Source organism: Paenisporosarcina sp. (assembly GCF_049671445.1).
Taxonomy (GTDB): Bacteria; Bacillota; Bacilli; order Bacillales_A; family Planococcaceae; genus Paenisporosarcina.
In genome coordinates this window covers 1-16,741 of record NZ_JBATUX010000116.1, presented here as the reverse complement: position 1 = coordinate 16,741, position 16,741 = coordinate 1, and the positions used below count along the sequence as shown (strand labels likewise).

Annotated in this window: 17 protein-coding genes; 8 read left to right on the top strand and 9 right to left on the bottom strand. The window is 38.0% G+C overall.

The window, feature by feature from the left end:
• Together WBG45_RS13945 and WBG45_RS13940 are read right to left on the bottom strand one after the other, a co-directional pair.
• Positions 1–284, bottom strand: a 284-nt coding sequence (locus WBG45_RS13945) for a GNAT family N-acetyltransferase (RefSeq protein WP_424415494.1), incomplete at its 3' end; no start/stop codon positions are given.
• 17 nt (positions 285–301) lie between these two features.
• Positions 302–787 (bottom strand): DinB family protein, encoded by a 486-nt coding sequence (locus WBG45_RS13940; protein WP_424415492.1) that lies wholly within the window; start codon positions 785–787, stop codon positions 302–304.
• Between the two features lie 150 nt (positions 788–937).
• On the opposite strand from WBG45_RS13940, the gene hutH reads away from it, so the two are divergent.
• Positions 938–2,461 (top strand): histidine ammonia-lyase, encoded by a 1,524-nt coding sequence (gene hutH, locus WBG45_RS13935; RefSeq protein WP_424415491.1) that lies wholly within the window; start codon positions 938–940, stop codon positions 2,459–2,461.
• A gap of 202 nt (positions 2,462–2,663) precedes the next feature.
• Positions 2,664–3,116: an HIT family protein gene (locus WBG45_RS13930; protein WP_424415489.1), complete on the top strand. Its 453-nt coding sequence runs from the start codon at positions 2,664–2,666 to the stop codon at positions 3,114–3,116.
• Between the two features lie 79 nt (positions 3,117–3,195).
• Here the strand turns inward: WBG45_RS13930 and WBG45_RS13925 are convergent, their stop codons facing one another.
• A complete protein-coding gene (locus tag WBG45_RS13925) occupies positions 3,196–4,410 on the bottom strand; it encodes an NAD(P)/FAD-dependent oxidoreductase (protein ID WP_424415487.1) in 1,215 nt (404 codons plus the stop codon).
• A 180-nt stretch (positions 4,411–4,590) separates the two neighbouring features.
• Here WBG45_RS13925 and WBG45_RS13920 point away from each other — a divergent pair, with 180 nt between their 5' ends.
• On the top strand, positions 4,591–5,481 hold the full coding sequence (locus WBG45_RS13920) for a 5'-3' exonuclease (RefSeq protein WP_424415485.1): 891 nt from the start codon (positions 4,591–4,593) through the stop codon (positions 5,479–5,481).
• 21 nt (positions 5,482–5,502) lie between these two features.
• On the opposite strand, the gene WBG45_RS13915 is transcribed toward WBG45_RS13920, so the two are convergent.
• The 6 genes from WBG45_RS13915 to WBG45_RS13890 all read right to left on the bottom strand — a co-directional run bounded on the left by WBG45_RS13915 (position 5,503) and on the right by WBG45_RS13890 (position 9,319).
• Entirely contained in the window at positions 5,503–6,021 is a 519-nt protein-coding gene (locus tag WBG45_RS13915; RefSeq protein ID WP_424415483.1) for a C39 family peptidase, read from the bottom strand.
• A gap of 147 nt (positions 6,022–6,168) precedes the next feature.
• A complete protein-coding gene (locus tag WBG45_RS13910) occupies positions 6,169–7,620 on the bottom strand; it encodes a catalase (RefSeq protein ID WP_424415481.1) in 1,452 nt (483 codons plus the stop codon).
• A gap of 181 nt (positions 7,621–7,801) precedes the next feature.
• Positions 7,802–8,269 carry an STAS domain-containing protein gene (locus WBG45_RS13905; RefSeq protein ID WP_424415479.1) on the bottom strand — a complete coding sequence of 156 codons (468 nt, stop codon included), beginning with the start codon at positions 8,267–8,269 and terminating at the stop codon, positions 7,802–7,804.
• Positions 8,270–8,355: 86 nt separating this feature from the next.
• A complete protein-coding gene (locus tag WBG45_RS13900) occupies positions 8,356–8,676 on the bottom strand; it encodes a thioredoxin family protein (RefSeq protein WP_424415477.1) in 321 nt (106 codons plus the stop codon).
• Between the two features lie 71 nt (positions 8,677–8,747).
• Complete coding sequence (locus WBG45_RS13895) at positions 8,748–9,062, bottom strand: spore coat protein (protein ID WP_424415475.1); 315 nt, start codon at positions 9,060–9,062, stop codon at positions 8,748–8,750.
• Positions 9,059–9,319 (bottom strand): hypothetical protein, encoded by a 261-nt coding sequence (locus WBG45_RS13890; protein WP_424415473.1) that lies wholly within the window; start codon positions 9,317–9,319, stop codon positions 9,059–9,061. The genes WBG45_RS13895 and WBG45_RS13890 overlap by 4 nt, the downstream gene beginning before the upstream one ends.
• Before the next feature lie 389 nt (positions 9,320–9,708).
• Here WBG45_RS13890 and WBG45_RS13885 point away from each other — a divergent pair, with 389 nt between their 5' ends.
• From WBG45_RS13885 to gcvH, 5 genes are all read left to right on the top strand, one after another.
• Positions 9,709–12,075, top strand: coding sequence for a 3-hydroxyacyl-CoA dehydrogenase/enoyl-CoA hydratase family protein (locus WBG45_RS13885; protein WP_424415471.1), 2,367 nt, complete (start codon positions 9,709–9,711; stop codon positions 12,073–12,075).
• Between the two features lie 30 nt (positions 12,076–12,105).
• Positions 12,106–13,281 carry an acetyl-CoA C-acetyltransferase gene (locus WBG45_RS13880; RefSeq protein WP_424415469.1) on the top strand — a complete coding sequence of 392 codons (1,176 nt, stop codon included), beginning with the start codon at positions 12,106–12,108 and terminating at the stop codon, positions 13,279–13,281.
• 484 nt (positions 13,282–13,765) lie between these two features.
• Positions 13,766–15,550, top strand: a complete 1,785-nt coding sequence (locus WBG45_RS13875; RefSeq protein ID WP_424415467.1) for an acyl-CoA dehydrogenase family protein — start codon at positions 13,766–13,768, stop codon at positions 15,548–15,550.
• Between the two features lie 79 nt (positions 15,551–15,629).
• Positions 15,630–15,989 (top strand): arsenate reductase family protein, encoded by a 360-nt coding sequence (locus WBG45_RS13870; RefSeq protein WP_424415465.1) that lies wholly within the window; start codon positions 15,630–15,632, stop codon positions 15,987–15,989.
• Positions 15,990–16,063: 74 nt separating this feature from the next.
• Entirely contained in the window at positions 16,064–16,444 is a 381-nt protein-coding gene (gene gcvH / locus WBG45_RS13865) for a glycine cleavage system protein GcvH (RefSeq protein WP_424415464.1), read from the top strand.
• Positions 16,445–16,741 lie beyond the last annotated feature (297 nt).

Here is a 16,741-nt window from a genome sequence, read left to right as displayed (position 1 = left end):
ACTTCACATTTTTTACTCCATAGCTGCAGATTATTCAAGCCGATCGTTCCAGCGATTTCGCTTGTTTCTCTTAATTGAATACCCCAACGAGCTGAGCGTTTTTCGGTGAAGCCGTTATTCATATTAGTAATCATTTTTTCTGCTTGTTCCAATGTCGATAAGGGATCCATACCATAGTAACGCGTTACATCTTCACGGGAAAACTGATTGAAAAGATGCTCAGCATGTGTTGAATTCAACTCGATTAATCGAAGTCTATTTGTCTCTAATACAGGAAAGGACAAGGGAAAACCTCCATCTATTAGTTTTGGGTTTCTTTTGAGAAATAAATATAATCAACGGGTATTCCATCTAAATCAAACTGTCTTAAGAAAGAGGTCACTTGACCACGGTGATAGGAAGAATGATTAATAAATGTGAAAAACATTTCTTCCCTTGTATTCGAAAACGGATCGCCTTTCAAATTCGTAAAGTGCAAAGTGTCTTTCCACTGTTCATTTGTCAGTGTTCCAAAAAATTGTTCCATCTCATTATGTAAATTTGCAAAACCTTCTTTAGTGACTGTCACCGTACTACCGTCAAATTCTTTCCATTCAGGCTTTTCAATACCAGTTAATCTTTTGAACCATAGATAGTCCACACTTAGGACGTGTGAGTAGGTTTCGCTAATTGTTTTAAATGAATTCTTTGCCACTTGGTGAAAAATTGCTTCGTCCTTTGATTCAACGTGATTGAGTAGTTTTTGAGTTGCCCACTGATGATAATGAAACATAGATTGCCAATTCATAAGAATCTCCCCTTTAAAAAATTGTGAATATTTTCTATTTTAACACTTTGACACGGTGATACACTACCACTGTATCTTGTTAGAATTTGGAAAATAACAATTGAACTTATAATATGTCGCATTTATACTCGAAACAGAGGGGTGTTTAATATGGTTTTATTAACAGGTGGGAACTTACATTTAGAAGAAATGCGATCCATTTTATTTCAACAAGAAAAAATAGATTTAGATAAAAGTGCCTTAGTTCGTGTTCAAAAAAGCCGTGAAGCTGTCGAAAGAATCGTAAGAGAAGGTAAAACCGTCTACGGGATTAATACGGGATTTGGTAAATTCAGCGATGTCAGTATTAATGAGGCAGATGTTCGAGCATTACAGCTTCATTTAATTCGCTCACACGCATGTGGTATTGGCGAGCCTTTTGAAGAACGTGTGTCTCGTGCGATGGTCGTTCTAAGATTGAATGCATTATTGAAAGGGTTTTCAGGAATTCGAGTTGAGGTATTAGAACGGTTAGCATATATGGTCAACCATCAGATACATCCAGTAATCCCTTCTCAAGGATCTCTTGGGGCTTCTGGGGATCTGGCTCCTTTGTCACATTTAGCGCTTGTATTAGTTGGCGAAGGATTTGTATGGAACAATGGTCAACATGTTGCCGCTTCAGATGTGTGGGCAGCTCGTGGTATGGATCCAGTTGTGTTAGAAGCAAAAGAAGGATTAGCTCTTATTAATGGAACTCAAGCAATGACAGCTCAAGGTGTAGTGAACTGGTTGGAAGCGGAGACACTAGCATATCAAAGTGAATGGATTGCAGCAATGACGATGGAAGCACTACATGGCATTACAGATGCTTTTCATCCCGCTGTTCATCAAGCACGTGGCTATGTAGAACAAGTGGATGTAGCTCGGAGGATGCTTGAGTGGTTAGAAGGCAGTAAACTCGTGACAACACAAGGGGAGAAACGTGTACAAGATGCATATTCACTAAGATGCATTCCACAAATACATGGTGCGAGCTGGCAAGTCCTTGGGTACGTGAAAGAGAAGCTTGAAATTGAAATGAATGCAGCGACAGATAATCCACTCATTTTTGAAGATGGAGAAGTCATTATTTCTGGTGGTAACTTCCATGGACAGCCAATTGCTTTTGCAATGGACTTTCTAAAATTAGCAGTAGCAGAGCTTGCGAATGTATCAGAGCGACGAATCGAACGATTGGTAAATCCTCAATTAAACGAAGGATTGCCACCATTCCTTAGTCCACAACCGGGACTTCAATCAGGGGCCATGATTTTGCAGTATGCAGCTGCTAGTTTAGTTTCAGAGAATAAGACGTTAGCACATCCAGCATCTGTGGATTCAATTCCATCGTCAGCCAATCAAGAAGATCATGTTAGTATGGGAACAATCGGCGCTCGTCACGCTGGCATGATGATTCAAAATGCCCGACGTGTGTTGGCAATAGAAACTTTTTGCGCTCTTCAAGGAACTGAATATCGTGGGAAAGACAAAATGTCTCCATCTCTACAAGATAAATGGAATGAATTCCGTTCATTTATCCCGTCAATGGTAGAGGATCGGATTTTTAGCACTGATATTGAACGTATTAGTACTCATATGAAAAATGAAACAGGCATTGCCAGTTATTCAAAGAAAGTAACTGTAGCTATCTAATAAACACAATAGAAGTACAAAAATTACCACGTCAAACAAAAAATAAAGGCACTTCAATTCTTGGTTCTCTGCTACAGAGATTATCAATGAATTGAAGTGCTATTTTATTATCAAGAAAATGTTCAGCGTCATTCAAAAGGGACTTATGAGATGAAAAGATATGATACTATTATTGTAAGAAATTGTTAAAGAGGTGAGTTGTGTGGAAAAAGATAATACACATGAGCGTTCGGAATGTTTAGGGTGTGCATTGGTAAATAAAGAGGTATTAGTCCATGTGGTTTATGAAAATGATCTTGTTTGTTGTTTTTTAGACCATGATCCTTTTAACGAAGGACATACATTAATTTTACCTAAGAAGCATTTTTGTTATGTAGACGAGTTTGATTCAGAAACAGCTATTGCTGTAATGAAGGCTTCTCAATTACTTTCAATGGCTATTAAAAAGTTATTTAATCCCGACGGTATTACGATTTGCCAAAACGGCGGAAAAATGGACGATTTATCGCATTACCATATGCACGTGGTACCAAGATATGAAAATCAATCATTCGCTAGTTTTTATTCAGAAGAACCTTGGAGCAACGAAGATATTAAAAATAACTTACCAAGAACACGGGATGCATTAGCAAAAACCATTCAAGAGTTATTATAAACGAGAAAACCACTGCTTCTAGCAGTGGTTTTCTTTAGTAGATAGTTGATCCGATGATAGCTGACTTAACAAGTGGAGACTATTTTACTCCATATTTTCGATCCAATGTAACAAGGTCACCATCAGGGTGATCGCCACACAAAATTAAATCACGTAAAATGTGTGACCCCAACATGCTATATACTGTCCCATTGCCACCATATCCGAGTAAATAGTAATGCCTATCTTTGGTTGGATGTTGGCCGATAAAAGGTAAGTTATCAATAGATTCTCCGAAAGTCGCACCATATGAGTAGTCATATTCGATTTGATAATTAGGGAATAGCTCCTGTAATTGCTTACTTAATTTTTCTGCACGATCTTCAATATATGCTAGTGACTGTGGGGCATGTTTTATATTTTCATCCAGTCCACCGGCAATAATGCGACCTTCTGGAGTTGTTCGTATATACAAATAGGGACGCTTTGTTTCCCAAATCATAGATTGCTTATACCAGTCATTAAAGTTGCTGATTGGTTTTGTCACAATGGCAAACGATCGATTGATATCAGAACCAATTCGTTTACCAACTGGAACTGTTTCATATCCACTCGTATAGACAATGTTTTTGGCTGTAAATTCACCAGCAGATGTTCGAATGGACACAGATTCTTCTTCAGTAATGACATCATTTACTTCCACAAACTCAAATAAATGACCACCTTTTTCTTCAACTAAATCCAAAACACCATGAACAAATTTGTATGGATTCACTACGGCATCCTCATACGTTACGAGAGCAGCTGCTTTACTAAAAGGCATATTGTCTGAAATTTCTTCTTGTCCCCAATATGCACAAGGAAAGTCATATTTTTTAAGTGTTTCATATTCAACTTTTATTTTTTCAACATCTTCCTCAGTGCTAGCATAACAAATACTTGGACGTACAATGTAGTTGGGTGATATAGGAAGTCTTTTCGCCAATTTCTCTAAATTCTTTACAGATTCAAAGCAAAGTTTATAAAAACGTACAGCATCACGTTCTCCAATTTGATCAATCAATTCATGTAGCATGATGTCATTTGAATATTGAAGAAGTCCAGTGTTTGCCATTGTACTTCCTGTTGCCATCTGACGTTTATCGAGTATTGCGACGCTAAGTCCAGCTTCTACTAAAGCAAGAGCAGATAAAGAACCTGACATGCCTCCACCAACAATGATCACATCATAAGTATCTAAGCGCTCAGGGACATTTCTAGGCCCTTGTTCAGGGTAAGTGGTTGGCCAATATAATGAACCATTATGTATATCCATTAGTTTATCCCCATTCTATTTTATCTACTCTTACTTTACCCAGAATCAACACGCATCAAGCCTTTGTAAATCAATGTTTTTCGAAATTCTATAGCTAAATTTGCTATACTAATAGAGAAGATTATATGAAGATATTCTAGGGGGAAATAGCAAAATAGTTGAAAGAAAAGAGGAGATAATATGCAATCCGTAGAAAAACCACATATTTTATTAGTCGATGGCATGGCTTTACTATTTCGATCGTTTTTTGCAACATCTGTTTTTAATCAGTATTTTCGTAACGAACATGGGGTTCCGACAAACGGTGTGCAAGGATTTGCACGTCACGTTTTATCAGCAAAGCAAATGATGAAACCAACTCATATGGCGATTTGTTGGGATATGGGGATGCATACATTTCGAAATGATTTGTTTGATGGATACAAATCTAATCGACCAGCACCTCCTGAAGAAATGATTCCACAATTTGATATGGCAAAGGATATATCTAAAATGCTTGGGTGGCAGAACTTTGGGGAAGTAGGAATGGAAGCGGATGATTTAATCGGTTCAATGGCTTGCAAATGGCAAGACGAAGCCAATATTACAATCGTAAGTGGAGATAAAGATTTATTGCAATTACTAACTCCAACAACTAAAATCGCTTTTACTAAAAAAGGGTACACCATTTATGATGAATTTACTTATGAGCGATTTTTGGAAGAGTATCAAATTGAACCGTCTGTGTTTGCAGATGTTAAAGCGTTCATGGGTGACTCAGGTGACGGGTACCCTGGAGTAAAAGGGATTGGTCCGAAAAGTGCCCTTCAGTTGATACAAACTTATGGATCAGTAGAAGGAGTTATCGATTCATTACATGAATTGAAACCAGGACAACAAAAGAAAATTAATGAAAATCTCGATATGTTACGTTTATCTAAAAAACTAGCGAAGATTCATTGTGAAATGGATTTGCCAATTGAACTGGATGAGTTACTCATACCATCATACAGTAATGAACTGATGCTTCAACTTGATCAAGCCGGCTTTGGTATTACAAGTAGGTACGCACGGTCTTTGTATCCCATCTAATAATAAGTTGCACAAGGAAAACTAATCATTGGCATGTGGGACGATTTTAACAAACGTCAAGATGTCTTGATTCTTTTCATATGAAACATATCGAATGCGGCTTTCGCGATTTCTTCCACCATTATCATGGAGAATAAGCGTTAAGCCGTTTTTATTTTCTTCAAACCCGATGAGTGGAACCCAGTGATAGGCAAATTCATACGTGCCAAACCAGCGAAAAGTAAAATAGCGATCAAATTTACATGCAACTGGACGTCCTTCAAGAAGTTCAAATTTTGCCTCGTCAATTGAACAGGTATTTACTTCCCACGTCGGTCCAAGAATCTTACGTAAATTACGTTTTAAACGCCAAGTAAATAATCCAATACTAGTACTTCCTAGTAACCGATATAATTGATTGGTATCATATGGGCAAGCGTTTGGCATCCAATATCGGAGGATGCTCAAAGTCGTCACAGGTCCACATGCAGAGGCTTGATAATTGGAGTTTATTGAATTGTCATATTGAGAGAGTCCTTTAACGTCTAATTGTGTTCGCATGATTTCACCTCATTCGGAAAGTAAGTAAAGACTGGGAGAGCAATAGCAACATATAAAAAAGAGTTTTTCCGTCTGTTTTAACATACGGAAAAACTCTTTTAATATCAAATTTAAATAGTAAAGAAAGTAACTATTTTTCTCTTAAACTTACAAATAACGATGAACGTCGACGTTTGAACCTTCAGCTAAAGCATGTCCTAAAGATTCATCTGCACGGTGAAGGTTGGCAATTACTCGACCTACAATATCACGATTCTCGATTCCTGAGAATTGATCAAGTAGGTTTTTAATTAATGCTTGTTTTGTCGATTCATCATAACTTCTATAAATTTCACCAGCTTGACCGAAGTTATTCGTTTTTTCAATTGCATTTTTACCTGCAACTCCTGAGATTGGTTGGTCAAATTCTTTGAATTCAGGCGCTTCTTTAGGTTCTGAATCGAAACTATTCGGTTCGTAATTTACACGAGACATTTGTTGACCAAATGGCATTGCACCATCGCGTTGATTATTCGAGAACGGACATTTTGGTGCATTGATTGGTAATTGTAAATAGTTTGCACCAATACGGTAGCGTTGTGTATCTGAATAAGAGAACAAACGACCTTGCAACATTTTATCTTCAGAAGGCTGGATACCCGGTACAAGAACACCAGGATTGAAACCTACTGATTCTGTTTCTGCAAAGAAATTATCCACATTACGATTTAATGTCATTGTTCCGACCAACTCGTAAGGGAAGTCTTTCTCTAACCAATCTTTCGTGGCATCAAGCGGATCGAAGTCAAAGTTATCCATGTCTTCAGGTTTCAATGTTTGAACAAATAAATCCCATTCAGGGTAATCTCCATTTTCGATCGCATCATATAAATCACGCGTCGCATGACTGAAATCTTTTCCTTGCTGTTCAGCTGCTTCTTCGATCGATAAGTTTTTCACGCCTTGTTTAGGCACCCAACGTAATTTCACATATGTAGTTTTTCCTTCTGCAGAAATCCATTTGAAAGAATGGACGGAAGAACCACGTAGGTGACGGTAATCTTGTGGAATTCCTTCATCTGTAAATAAGTGAATTAACATATTTGTCGATTCAGGAGTTAATCCCATGAAATCAAAAAGACGCGCTGCATCTTGAAGATTTGTGCGTGGATCTGGTTTTAATGAATGAATTACGTCTGGGAATTTAATTGCATCTCGGATAAAGAATACAGGCAAATTATTTCCAACAAAATCATAGTTTCCTTCTTCTGTGTAGAACTTCACAGAGAATCCACGTGGGTCACGAGCTGTTTCAGGAGAGTGAAGACCATGAATTACTGTTGAAAAACGAGCAAACAATGGCGTTTCTTGACCTTCATATTGTAAGAATGCAGCTCGAGTATATTTTTTCATACTATTCTTCAAAACAAATGTACCATGTGCAGCTGCACCACGAGCATGGACTACACGTTCAGGGACACGTTCACGATCAAAGTGAGCTAATTTTTCAATTAATTGATAATCCTCCATAAGTGTTGGTCCACGTTCACCAGCTGTGCGTGAATTTTGATTATCACCAATCGGCACTCCTTGGTTGGTTGTTAAATGCTTTTTCATCATATTCACTCCTTATTTATAATCATTACAAAAAAGTACTAATTCAAATGTAAAGTATATTAAACTAATTTTCAAGTAATAAGATGCGGAAAATTATTAATAGATTGAAGTACCTTTAGTAAGAAAAAGAAAGTAAAAGATTATCCGATTTTTTATTTTAGCAAAAAAAAAAACAATCAGAATTTCACCCAAGAGAGTGAAGAGACTGGTTGCTTTCTTGTAATAATTTTTTTAGAGCCGCTCGGAAACTGACATATGTTTCAATTTCTACATGAATTCCTGCATGTACAATCTCACGAACGAAGCGGGGATTAAATCCAACGTAAATTGGTCGAATGCCCATCAGTTTTAACGAACTATTTAATTGGAAAATCTCTGTTGCTAAATCATTGTAGTCAAATGAAGCAACATCCTCCACGGCTACACCTGTAAAGTCGAAAATAGCTCGCTCTGTATCACGGTGAATCGCTGAATATTGTAGCGTTTTAGTTTGAATCATATCGAAACGTTCTTTAAACATGTATCCGGCAATAGGTATCAATATTGTGCCAGGAACCACGGAAGGAATGACTGGTGCAGACATATTATTAATAATATTTTCGTAATACTTTATTTTGTCTTTTAATTGCTGTACATCTAATTCTTGTTTCATCATTTTCCACCTCAAGTACTATTTTAATTTAGTATATCAAAAAAATTCATGAACTCATAACTCACAAAAAAGGATAGACACGAGGTCTATCCTTTTTGGCTTTTAAGAAAATCAGTTATCTGATCAGGTGATTTTGCGTTTGCACTATGCAAATGTGCTTTTTTTTCATTGTTTTGATAAATTAAAAGGCTGGGAATACCCATAACATCATATTGTTCAGCGATTTCAGGAAGCTCATCGCGATTAACTTCATACCAAGAATATTGATTGTATTCTTCGATAATTGGGTCGATGAACATATCCATACGTGTACAGTCAGGGCACCATCCTGCAGTAAACTTCACAATGACTTCTTTATCTGAAGAAATAATATTATTAAATTGTTCAGCAGTTGAAATTGAGTTCATGTCTGTTCCTCCTATTGTTCTATAGGAACAGTTTACACCGTTTCACTTCATACTGATAGCAATTTGTTTTGCTATTGAAGTTGTTGTTTGTAGCCTTGGAATTGTTGTGTCGCTTGTTGGATTTCTTGTGTGTCTGCAGGAGTAAGTGTATACCAACCATGAGTGAACATAAGATCATAAAAACTTCGTTGTTGTTTAGATGTATCTCTTAACTGTGTGAAAATCACTTGATATAATGCGTCATGGCTTGCTTCATGCATGGCAGTTGTATAAGAACTACATAAATATTTTTCGGTAGCAAGGGCATCATTTAAGATGTCGCGATCGTTTAATTGTGGTGTTTCAGCATGTGGTGTTTCTGGATTTTTTACGGTTTGTTGATTCACGACACAGCTCCTCCTTCACTTTGTTTTAAAAGCTTTAAGAACTCATCATAATGATTGCTATGCATTTGTTCTGCTGCTTCAAACTCTTTTTTCAAGTCAGGCAACTGGCAATTTTGAGCGGCCCAATTCATTTTTTTTGCCGCTAATAAATTCCAAGACATCATATCAGTGAGATAGCTAAAATCTTTTGTTGAAACCATTTTTGGTGGTTCTGGAAAAACCATTTGTTGCTCTTTTGGTTGTGAAAACAAGTTCATTAACTGTTCCTCCTTAGGATTTCTTTATTTAGTGTGAGTAAGGTGATATTTTATATACATAATTTTTCGAGGAAATTTATTTCTTTCTATATAAACAATGACATATTATGAAAGTGCGGTGAATATAGTAGTCAATGTCTGAATCAACTTAGAATACTGGATAAAAACTTCACATATCTATAAAGTAATCATATAATGCCTTTGACGGGAAGATGATTTAGTGTCTCATAGAAAAACAATTTCCTCAAAAAAAATCATTTATAATTCATCATTTAAATATTGCGAAAATAGTGAAAATGAAATAGACTAAGAGGTATAGAGGTTGTTTCTATTTTTTTTGATTAAAAAATGAATGAGTATTCATTCAAAAAATAAAGGAGGCTTTGCACGTGACTTATCAAATTAAAAAAGCTGCAGTTTTAGGTTCTGGTGTGATGGGTTCAGGTATTGCAGCTCACTTAGCGAATATCGGAATTCCTACATTATTGCTTGATATGGTACCTCGTAATTTATCGGATGAGGACAAAGCAAACCCAAAAGCTCGTAACCAAATTGCCCAAGGATCTTTAGACAAACTACTTAAGCAAAAGCCTGCACCATTAGCGTCAAAGAAAAATCTAGCCTTATTGACAGCTGGAAATTTTGAAGACGACTTAAATAAATTAAAAGATGTCGATTGGATTATTGAAGTGATTGTTGAGAACCTCGACATTAAAAAAGGTCTTTACGAGAAAATTGACGCTGTTCGCAAACCGGGAACTATCATTAGTTCTAACACATCAGGTATAAGCATTAATGCAATGGCTGAAGGTCGCTCGGAAGATTTCCAAAAACACTTCCTTGGTACACATTTCTTCAATCCACCACGATATTTAAAATTGCTTGAAGTGATTCCATCAACATCAACATCGACAGAAGTAATTGAATTTATGAAAGAATTCGGAGAAGACAGACTTGGAAAAGGTGTTGTAATAGCGAAAGATACTCCAAACTTTATTGCGAACCGTATAGGTACTTATGGCCTCCTAGTCACACTTCGTGAAATGTTGGCTAGAGGATATTCTGTTGGAGAAGTAGATTCGGTCACAGGACCTGCCATTGGACGTCCTAAATCTGCAACATTCCGTACACTAGATGTCGTAGGGCTTGATACATTCGGACATGTAGCAAAAAATGTATTTGATCAAACAACTGGTGATGAACAAAAAGTGTTTGAATTACCAGCGATGATTACGAAAATGCTTGAAAATGGTTGGTTAGGGGCTAAGTCTGGGCAAGGGTTCTTCGTTAAAAAAGGGAAAGAAATTCTAGAGTTAGATCCTGAAACGATGGAATACTTGCCTGTGAAAAAATTGAAAACGCCTTCACTGGAAATGGCAAAACAACAAAAAGGACTTGCTGCAAAAGTGAAAACGTTAACATATGCAAATGATCGTACTGGAGAGTTACTTTGGAGTATTTTAGCACCGACACTTACGTACTCTGCAAAATTACATGGTCAAATAGCTGACGACATTGTGGCAATCGACAATGCAATGAAGTGGGGATTTGGTTGGGAGCAGGGTCCATTTGAAATATGGGATGCTATTGGCGTGAAAGAATCAATAGAAAAAATGGCTGCGCAAGGCATGGAAATTCCAACTTTCGCACAAAGTCTACTCGACCAAGGATTTGATTCCTTCTATAAAGAAGACAATGGAGATTTGTATTTCTTCAACGGTGAAGGATATTCATTGGTTCCAATGAATGAAAAAGTCATTGATTTAAAACGTTACAAGAAAAAGCATGGTGTTATCAAGAAAAATTCTGGCGCGAGTTTAATCGACTTAGGGGATGGTATTGCATTACTGGAATTCCATTCACAATCAAATGCCATTGGACTCGATATTATTCAAATGATTAACTTCGCAGTTGATGAAGTTGAGAAGAATTTTAAAGGCCTTGTCATTGGCAATCAAGGCAAAAACTTCTGTGTTGGTGCCAACCTTGGCATGATCTTAATGGAAGCACAAGATGATAATATTTTTGAACTTGATTTTGTTGTTCGTTCATTCCAAAATGCGATGTTGAAAATTAAATACAGTTCAAAACCAGTTGTTGCAGCACCTTTCGGAATGACACTAGGTGGAGGAGCGGAAGTTTGCTTACCTGCTGCTCATATTCAAGCGTCTCATGAAACATATATGGGATTAGTAGAAGCTGGAGTTGGCCTTATTCCTGGTGGTGGTGGGAATAAAGAGTTGTACATGAAACATTTAAAAGGATTGCCTAACGGCGTACACATAGATTATCAATATGTAGCAAATAAAGTTTTTGAAACAATTGCAATGGCTAAAGTATCGACTTCAGGAGAAGAAGCACGCGAAAATAACTTCCTGAATTTTGTTGATGGTATAAGTGTAAATGCTGATCACTTACTATATGATGCGAAACAAGCAGCGCTGAGTTTATACGAAAATAACTACAAAGCGCCACTTCGTGAAAAAGTACCAGTAACAGGTGAATCAGGTTATGCAACTCTATTACTTGGTGCAGAAGGTATGTTTTTATCTGGATTCATCAGCGAGCATGATTTGAAAATCGCAAAGAAATTAGCAATTGTATTATCGGGCGGAAAAGTCCCATATGGCACGTTAGTTGACGAACAATATTTGCTCGATTTAGAGCGTGAAGCATTTTTAAGTTTAGTTGCTGAACCAAAATCTCAAGCCAGAATGCAAAACATGTTGGTGAAAGGAAAGCCGCTTCGTAACTAATGTTTGAAGTGGTAAAGAGGAGGAGAACTTATGCGCGAAGCAGTAATAGTAGCAGGTGCTAGAACACCTGTAGGGAAAGCGAAAAAAGGCTCCCTTGCAACAGTGAGACCAGATGATTTTGGTGCATTAGTTGTAAAAGAAACATTAAAACGAGCTGGTGGATATGATGGTCCAATAGATGATTTAATTTTAGGTTGCGCGATGCCTGAAGCAGAACAAGGAATGAATGTAGCGCGAAATATTGGAGCACTTGCTGGCTTACCAGATACTACACCGGCCATTACGATCAACAGATTCTGTTCATCAGGACTTCAATCAATTGCCTATGCTGCAGAACGTATTATGCTCGGTCACTCACAAGCCATTATTGCAGGTGGGGTTGAGTCTATGAGTATGGTGCCAATGATGGGAAATACGATTCGCCCTAACGCAACATTAGCTGAGACGGCTCCACAATACTATATGGGTATGGGGCATACAGCCGAACAAGTTGCATTAAAATATGGGATTACGCGTGAAGATCAAGACGCGTTTGCAGTGCGTTCACATGAGCTCGCAGCGGCAGCCATTGCATCTGGAAAATACAAAGATGAGATCGTACCCGTAGAAGTAGTGAAACGGTATCTTGATGAAAATAATAAATTGCAAGAAAAGAAATTTATGTTTGAAATGGATGAAGGTGTTCGTGTTGGCACGAATATAGAGACACTCGCAAAACTTCGTCCAGCATTTAACGCACGCGGTACCGTTACAGCAGGAAATGCATCTCAAACATCTGATGGTGCAGGCGCTGTTCTTGTCATGGATCGTGAAGTTGCAACCGCTCAAGGCTTGAAACCAATGGCGAAATTCTTGTCATTTGCAGTAGGCGGAGTGCCTCCAGAAATTATGGGAATCGGACCGATTGTTGCAATTCCTAAAGCGTTGAAAATTGCCGGTCTTTCTATTGAAGACATTGATGTATGGGAATTAAATGAAGCATTTGCTTCTCAATCAATTCAAGTAGTTCGCCATTTAGGAATTGATATTAACAAAGTAAATGTTAATGGTGGTGCAATTGCACTTGGACATCCACTTGGTGCAACCGGTTCAATATTAACGTTAAAAATGATTCATGAATTAAAACGTCAAGGTAAGCAATTCGGTGTCGTCACGATGTGTATTGGTGGAGGTATGGGTGCAGCCGGCGTATTTGAAATACTTTAATAAAAAGCTATGGTAAATACAGATTTTGATATTCCGCAAAACAGCTACGCTTTCCTAGGGCGAGCGCCAAGACTCCTCGTCGCTTCGCTTCTGCGGGGTCTCGACTGTCTCGCTAATCCCTCAGGAGTCTTCGCTGTTTTGCTCCATATCACTTCATATCAAGCTAGCTATGTTATCTATTACTGTTCGTTTTAGTGATTGTAGTGAAAGGCGGCGACTCCAGCGGGAAAAGCGTGTCCAGGTGAGACCCCGCAGGAGTTTGCGACGAGGAGGCTCACGGACCGCCCGCGGAAAGCGTCCACCTGTTTCTGTTTCTGCATCGCTTTGCTAGCTTCGAAACATGAAAGTGAGCTGCAACGCTATGCTAGCTTCGAAACATGAAAGGGCGTTGTAACGGAAATCAAAAGTATAGACTACTAGGGCCAATCAAAAAGTAAAACAAAAAGTTCTACAAATAGATTTAAAAAACAGGAGGAAAATAAACATGACAAACACAATCGCTAACATGATTAAAGGTGGAAGTTTCTTAGTTGAAGACGTAGCGTTAGATCGCGTTTTTACACCCGAAGATTTTACAGATGAACATAAAATGATTGCGAAAACAACGGAAGACTTCGTAGCACAAGAAGTAGTACCGGTTATTGAAAAACTGGAAAATCATGAATTTGAACATTCCGTAAAACTATTAAAATCTGCAGGGGACATTGGTTTACTTGGTGCAGACGTTCCAGAAGAATATGGTGGTCTTGCACTAGATAAAGTTTCTTCAGCTCTAATTGCTGAAAAAATGTCTCGCGCAGGTGGATTCTCCATTACTCATGGCGCACACGTAGGGATTGGATCATTGCCAATCGTTCTTTTCGGAAATGAAGATCAAAAGCAAAAATATTTACCGAAGCTTGCAACGGGTGAATTAATTGCTGCATACGCATTGACAGAACCAGGTTCGGGTTCAGATGCATTAGGAGCTAAAACAACAGCTAAACTGAATGCAGAAGGTACACATTTTGTTTTAAATGGTGAAAAACAATGGATTACCAACGCTGGCTTTGCTGACGTTTTCGTTGTGTATGCAAAAATTGACGGAGACAAATTCTCTGCGTTCATCGTTGAACGTGAATATTCAGGTGTTTCTGTAGGTGCTGAAGAGAAAAAGATGGGGATTAAATCTTCTTCAACTCGTACATTAATTCTTCAAGACGCTCAAGTACCTGCTGACAACTTACTTGGTGAAGTTGGTCGTGGTCATGTAATCGCATTTAACATCTTAAACATTGGTCGTTACAAATTAGGGGTAGGTACAGTCGGTGCTTCTAAACGTGCCTTTGAATTAGCTGTAGCTTATACAAATCAACGTCAACAATTTAAAACGCCAATTTCTTCTTTCAATTTAACAAAAGAAAAATTAGCAACAATGGCTTCTAGACTCTATGCTTCTGAGAGTTTAATTTATCGCACAGTAGGATACTTTGAGGATCGCATGAGTCAATTGAGTGCCGACGAGCAAAAAGACGGTAAAGCAATTGCAGCATCGATTGCAGAATATGCAATTGAATGTTCAATCAACAAAGTTTTCGGTACAGAAGTATTGGATTATATTGCAGATGAAGCAGTTCAATTACATGGTGGTTACGGCTTTATGCAAGAGTATGAAGTAGAGCGCATTTACCGGGACTCACGTATCAACCGTATTTTCGAAGGAACAAATGAAATTAACCGTCTACTAGTACCGGGCACATTCTTACGCAAAGCAATGAAAGGTGAACTTCCAATCTTACAAAAGGCTCAGGCTCTTCAAGAAGAGTTGTTAATGATGATGCCTGAAGAGATTGAAGATGCTCCTTTAGCGCAAGAAAAAAAGCTTGTTCAAAATGCTAAGAAAATCGCATTATTAGCAGCAGGTTTAGCTGCACAACGTTATGGTACAAAGCTTGAATCTGAACAAGAAGTGCTAGTCAATATTGCGGACATCGTCAATAACTTATTCGCAATGGAATCAGCAGTTCTTCGTACAGAAAAAGCGATTCAAAAAGTGGGAGCTGAGAAAGCGAACCAAAAACTTTTATACACACAAATCTTCTGCCAAGAAGCATTTGAATGTATAGAAAAAGATGCGAAAGAAACATTAATTGCAGCGGTTGAAGGTGACAACTTACGCATGATGCTTTCTGCACTTCGTAAATTAACACGTTCTACCCCTTACAACGTTATCGCGAAAAAACGTGAAGCGTCTGTCAAGTTAATTGATGCTGAGAAGTATATCGTTTAATTGAAATCCCAAACGCTTCTCATGAGGCGTTTGGGATTTTTTTTGGTAAAATGAATGAAATCGAGGAGGTTGATGAAGAATGGCAATAACCTATTACGGATATCCTAAATGTGGATCATGCCTCAAAGCCAAAGCTTGGTTAGATGCAGAAGGATTATCGTATCATGATGTACATATTGTGGAAACACCACCTACAATAGAAGAATTGAAAAAAATTGTGGAGACAAGTGGTCTACCACTCAAGAAATTTTATAACACAAGTGGCATGAAATACCGTGAGCTTGGGTTGAAAGATAGACTTCCAACCATGTCAGATGATGAGCAATTTGAATTGCTATCTTCAGACGGAATGTTAATCAAGCGACCTCTTGTTACAGATGGCTCAAAAGTTACATTGGGTTTTAAAGAATCTGATTTTATTGAGAATTGGAAACGCTAATTTTCTGTTCTTGTCTTTAGGCAAAAATTATGTCAAACTGAAGTTGAATATATTACATATTTGGAGGGTTATTAATGAGCACACCAAAAGATTTACGATACTCTGAAGAACACGAATGGGTTAAAGTTGAAGATGGGAAAGCACGTATCGGTATCACGCACTTCGCACAATCTGAGCTTGGTGATATTGTATTTGTTGAACTTCCACAAGTAGGCGACGATATTAAAACAAACGAACCATTTGGCAGTGTTGAATCTGTTAAAACGGTTTCTGAGCTTTATGCACCAATCAGTGGAAAAGTAGTTGAAGTGAACAGTGACTTAGAAGATAGCCCTGAATTTGTTAATGAATCTCCATACGAAAATGCATGGATGGTCGTTATCGAACCAACGGATGTTACTGAGATCGACTCATTAATGACGGCTGAGCAATACGAAAAAATGACACAAGAGTAAAATCGTTTGTGAAACGCCGACATTTGTTCGGCGTTTTTTTTAAAGAAAGTATATAATATAGTTCCATAAATCCAGTGTTTCAGGTGTTTTGGATAAAAGATTGATTCATAAATATTGTTGATTTCCGTTTCAGGCGGACGCGTTCCGCGGAGCGGACGTTGAGCCTCCTCGGTCGCTTCGCGATCTGCTGCGGGGTCTCACCTGTCCCGCTGATCCCGCTGGAGTCGCCGCCTTCCACTACAATCCATGAAGTCAGTAGTACCCAACTATCAATTGCTTATTGATAAGATACGAATG

What these genes read in the sequence shown, in the direction of transcription:
- WBG45_RS13920 (WP_424415485.1), top strand. Translation starts at nt 4,591, where the DNA reads ATGCAATCCGTAGAAAAACCACATATTTTATTAGTCGATGGCATGGCT.
- WBG45_RS13870 (WP_424415465.1), top strand. Translation starts at nt 15,630, where the DNA reads ATGGCAATAACCTATTACGGATATCCTAAATGTGGATCATGCCTCAAA.
- WBG45_RS13940 (WP_424415492.1), bottom strand. Translation starts at nt 787, where the DNA reads ATGAATTGGCAATCTATGTTTCATTATCATCAGTGGGCAACTCAAAAA.
- WBG45_RS13900 (WP_424415477.1), bottom strand. Translation starts at nt 8,676, where the DNA reads ATGAACTCAATTTCAACTGCTGAACAATTTAATAATATTATTTCTTCA.
- WBG45_RS13910 (WP_424415481.1), bottom strand. Translation starts at nt 7,620, where the DNA reads ATGATGAAAAAGCATTTAACAACCAACCAAGGAGTGCCGATTGGTGAT.
- WBG45_RS13880 (WP_424415469.1), top strand. Translation starts at nt 12,106, where the DNA reads ATGCGCGAAGCAGTAATAGTAGCAGGTGCTAGAACACCTGTAGGGAAA.
- gcvH (WP_424415464.1), top strand. Translation starts at nt 16,064, where the DNA reads ATGAGCACACCAAAAGATTTACGATACTCTGAAGAACACGAATGGGTT.
- WBG45_RS13905 (WP_424415479.1), bottom strand. Translation starts at nt 8,269, where the DNA reads ATGAAACAAGAATTAGATGTACAGCAATTAAAAGACAAAATAAAGTAT.
- hutH (WP_424415491.1), top strand. Translation starts at nt 938, where the DNA reads ATGGTTTTATTAACAGGTGGGAACTTACATTTAGAAGAAATGCGATCC.
- WBG45_RS13915 (WP_424415483.1), bottom strand. Translation starts at nt 6,021, where the DNA reads ATGCGAACACAATTAGACGTTAAAGGACTCTCTCAATATGACAATTCA.
- WBG45_RS13875 (WP_424415467.1), top strand. Translation starts at nt 13,766, where the DNA reads ATGACAAACACAATCGCTAACATGATTAAAGGTGGAAGTTTCTTAGTT.
- WBG45_RS13925 (WP_424415487.1), bottom strand. Translation starts at nt 4,410, where the DNA reads ATGGATATACATAATGGTTCATTATATTGGCCAACCACTTACCCTGAA.
- WBG45_RS13890 (WP_424415473.1), bottom strand. Translation starts at nt 9,319, where the DNA reads ATGAACTTGTTTTCACAACCAAAAGAGCAACAAATGGTTTTTCCAGAA.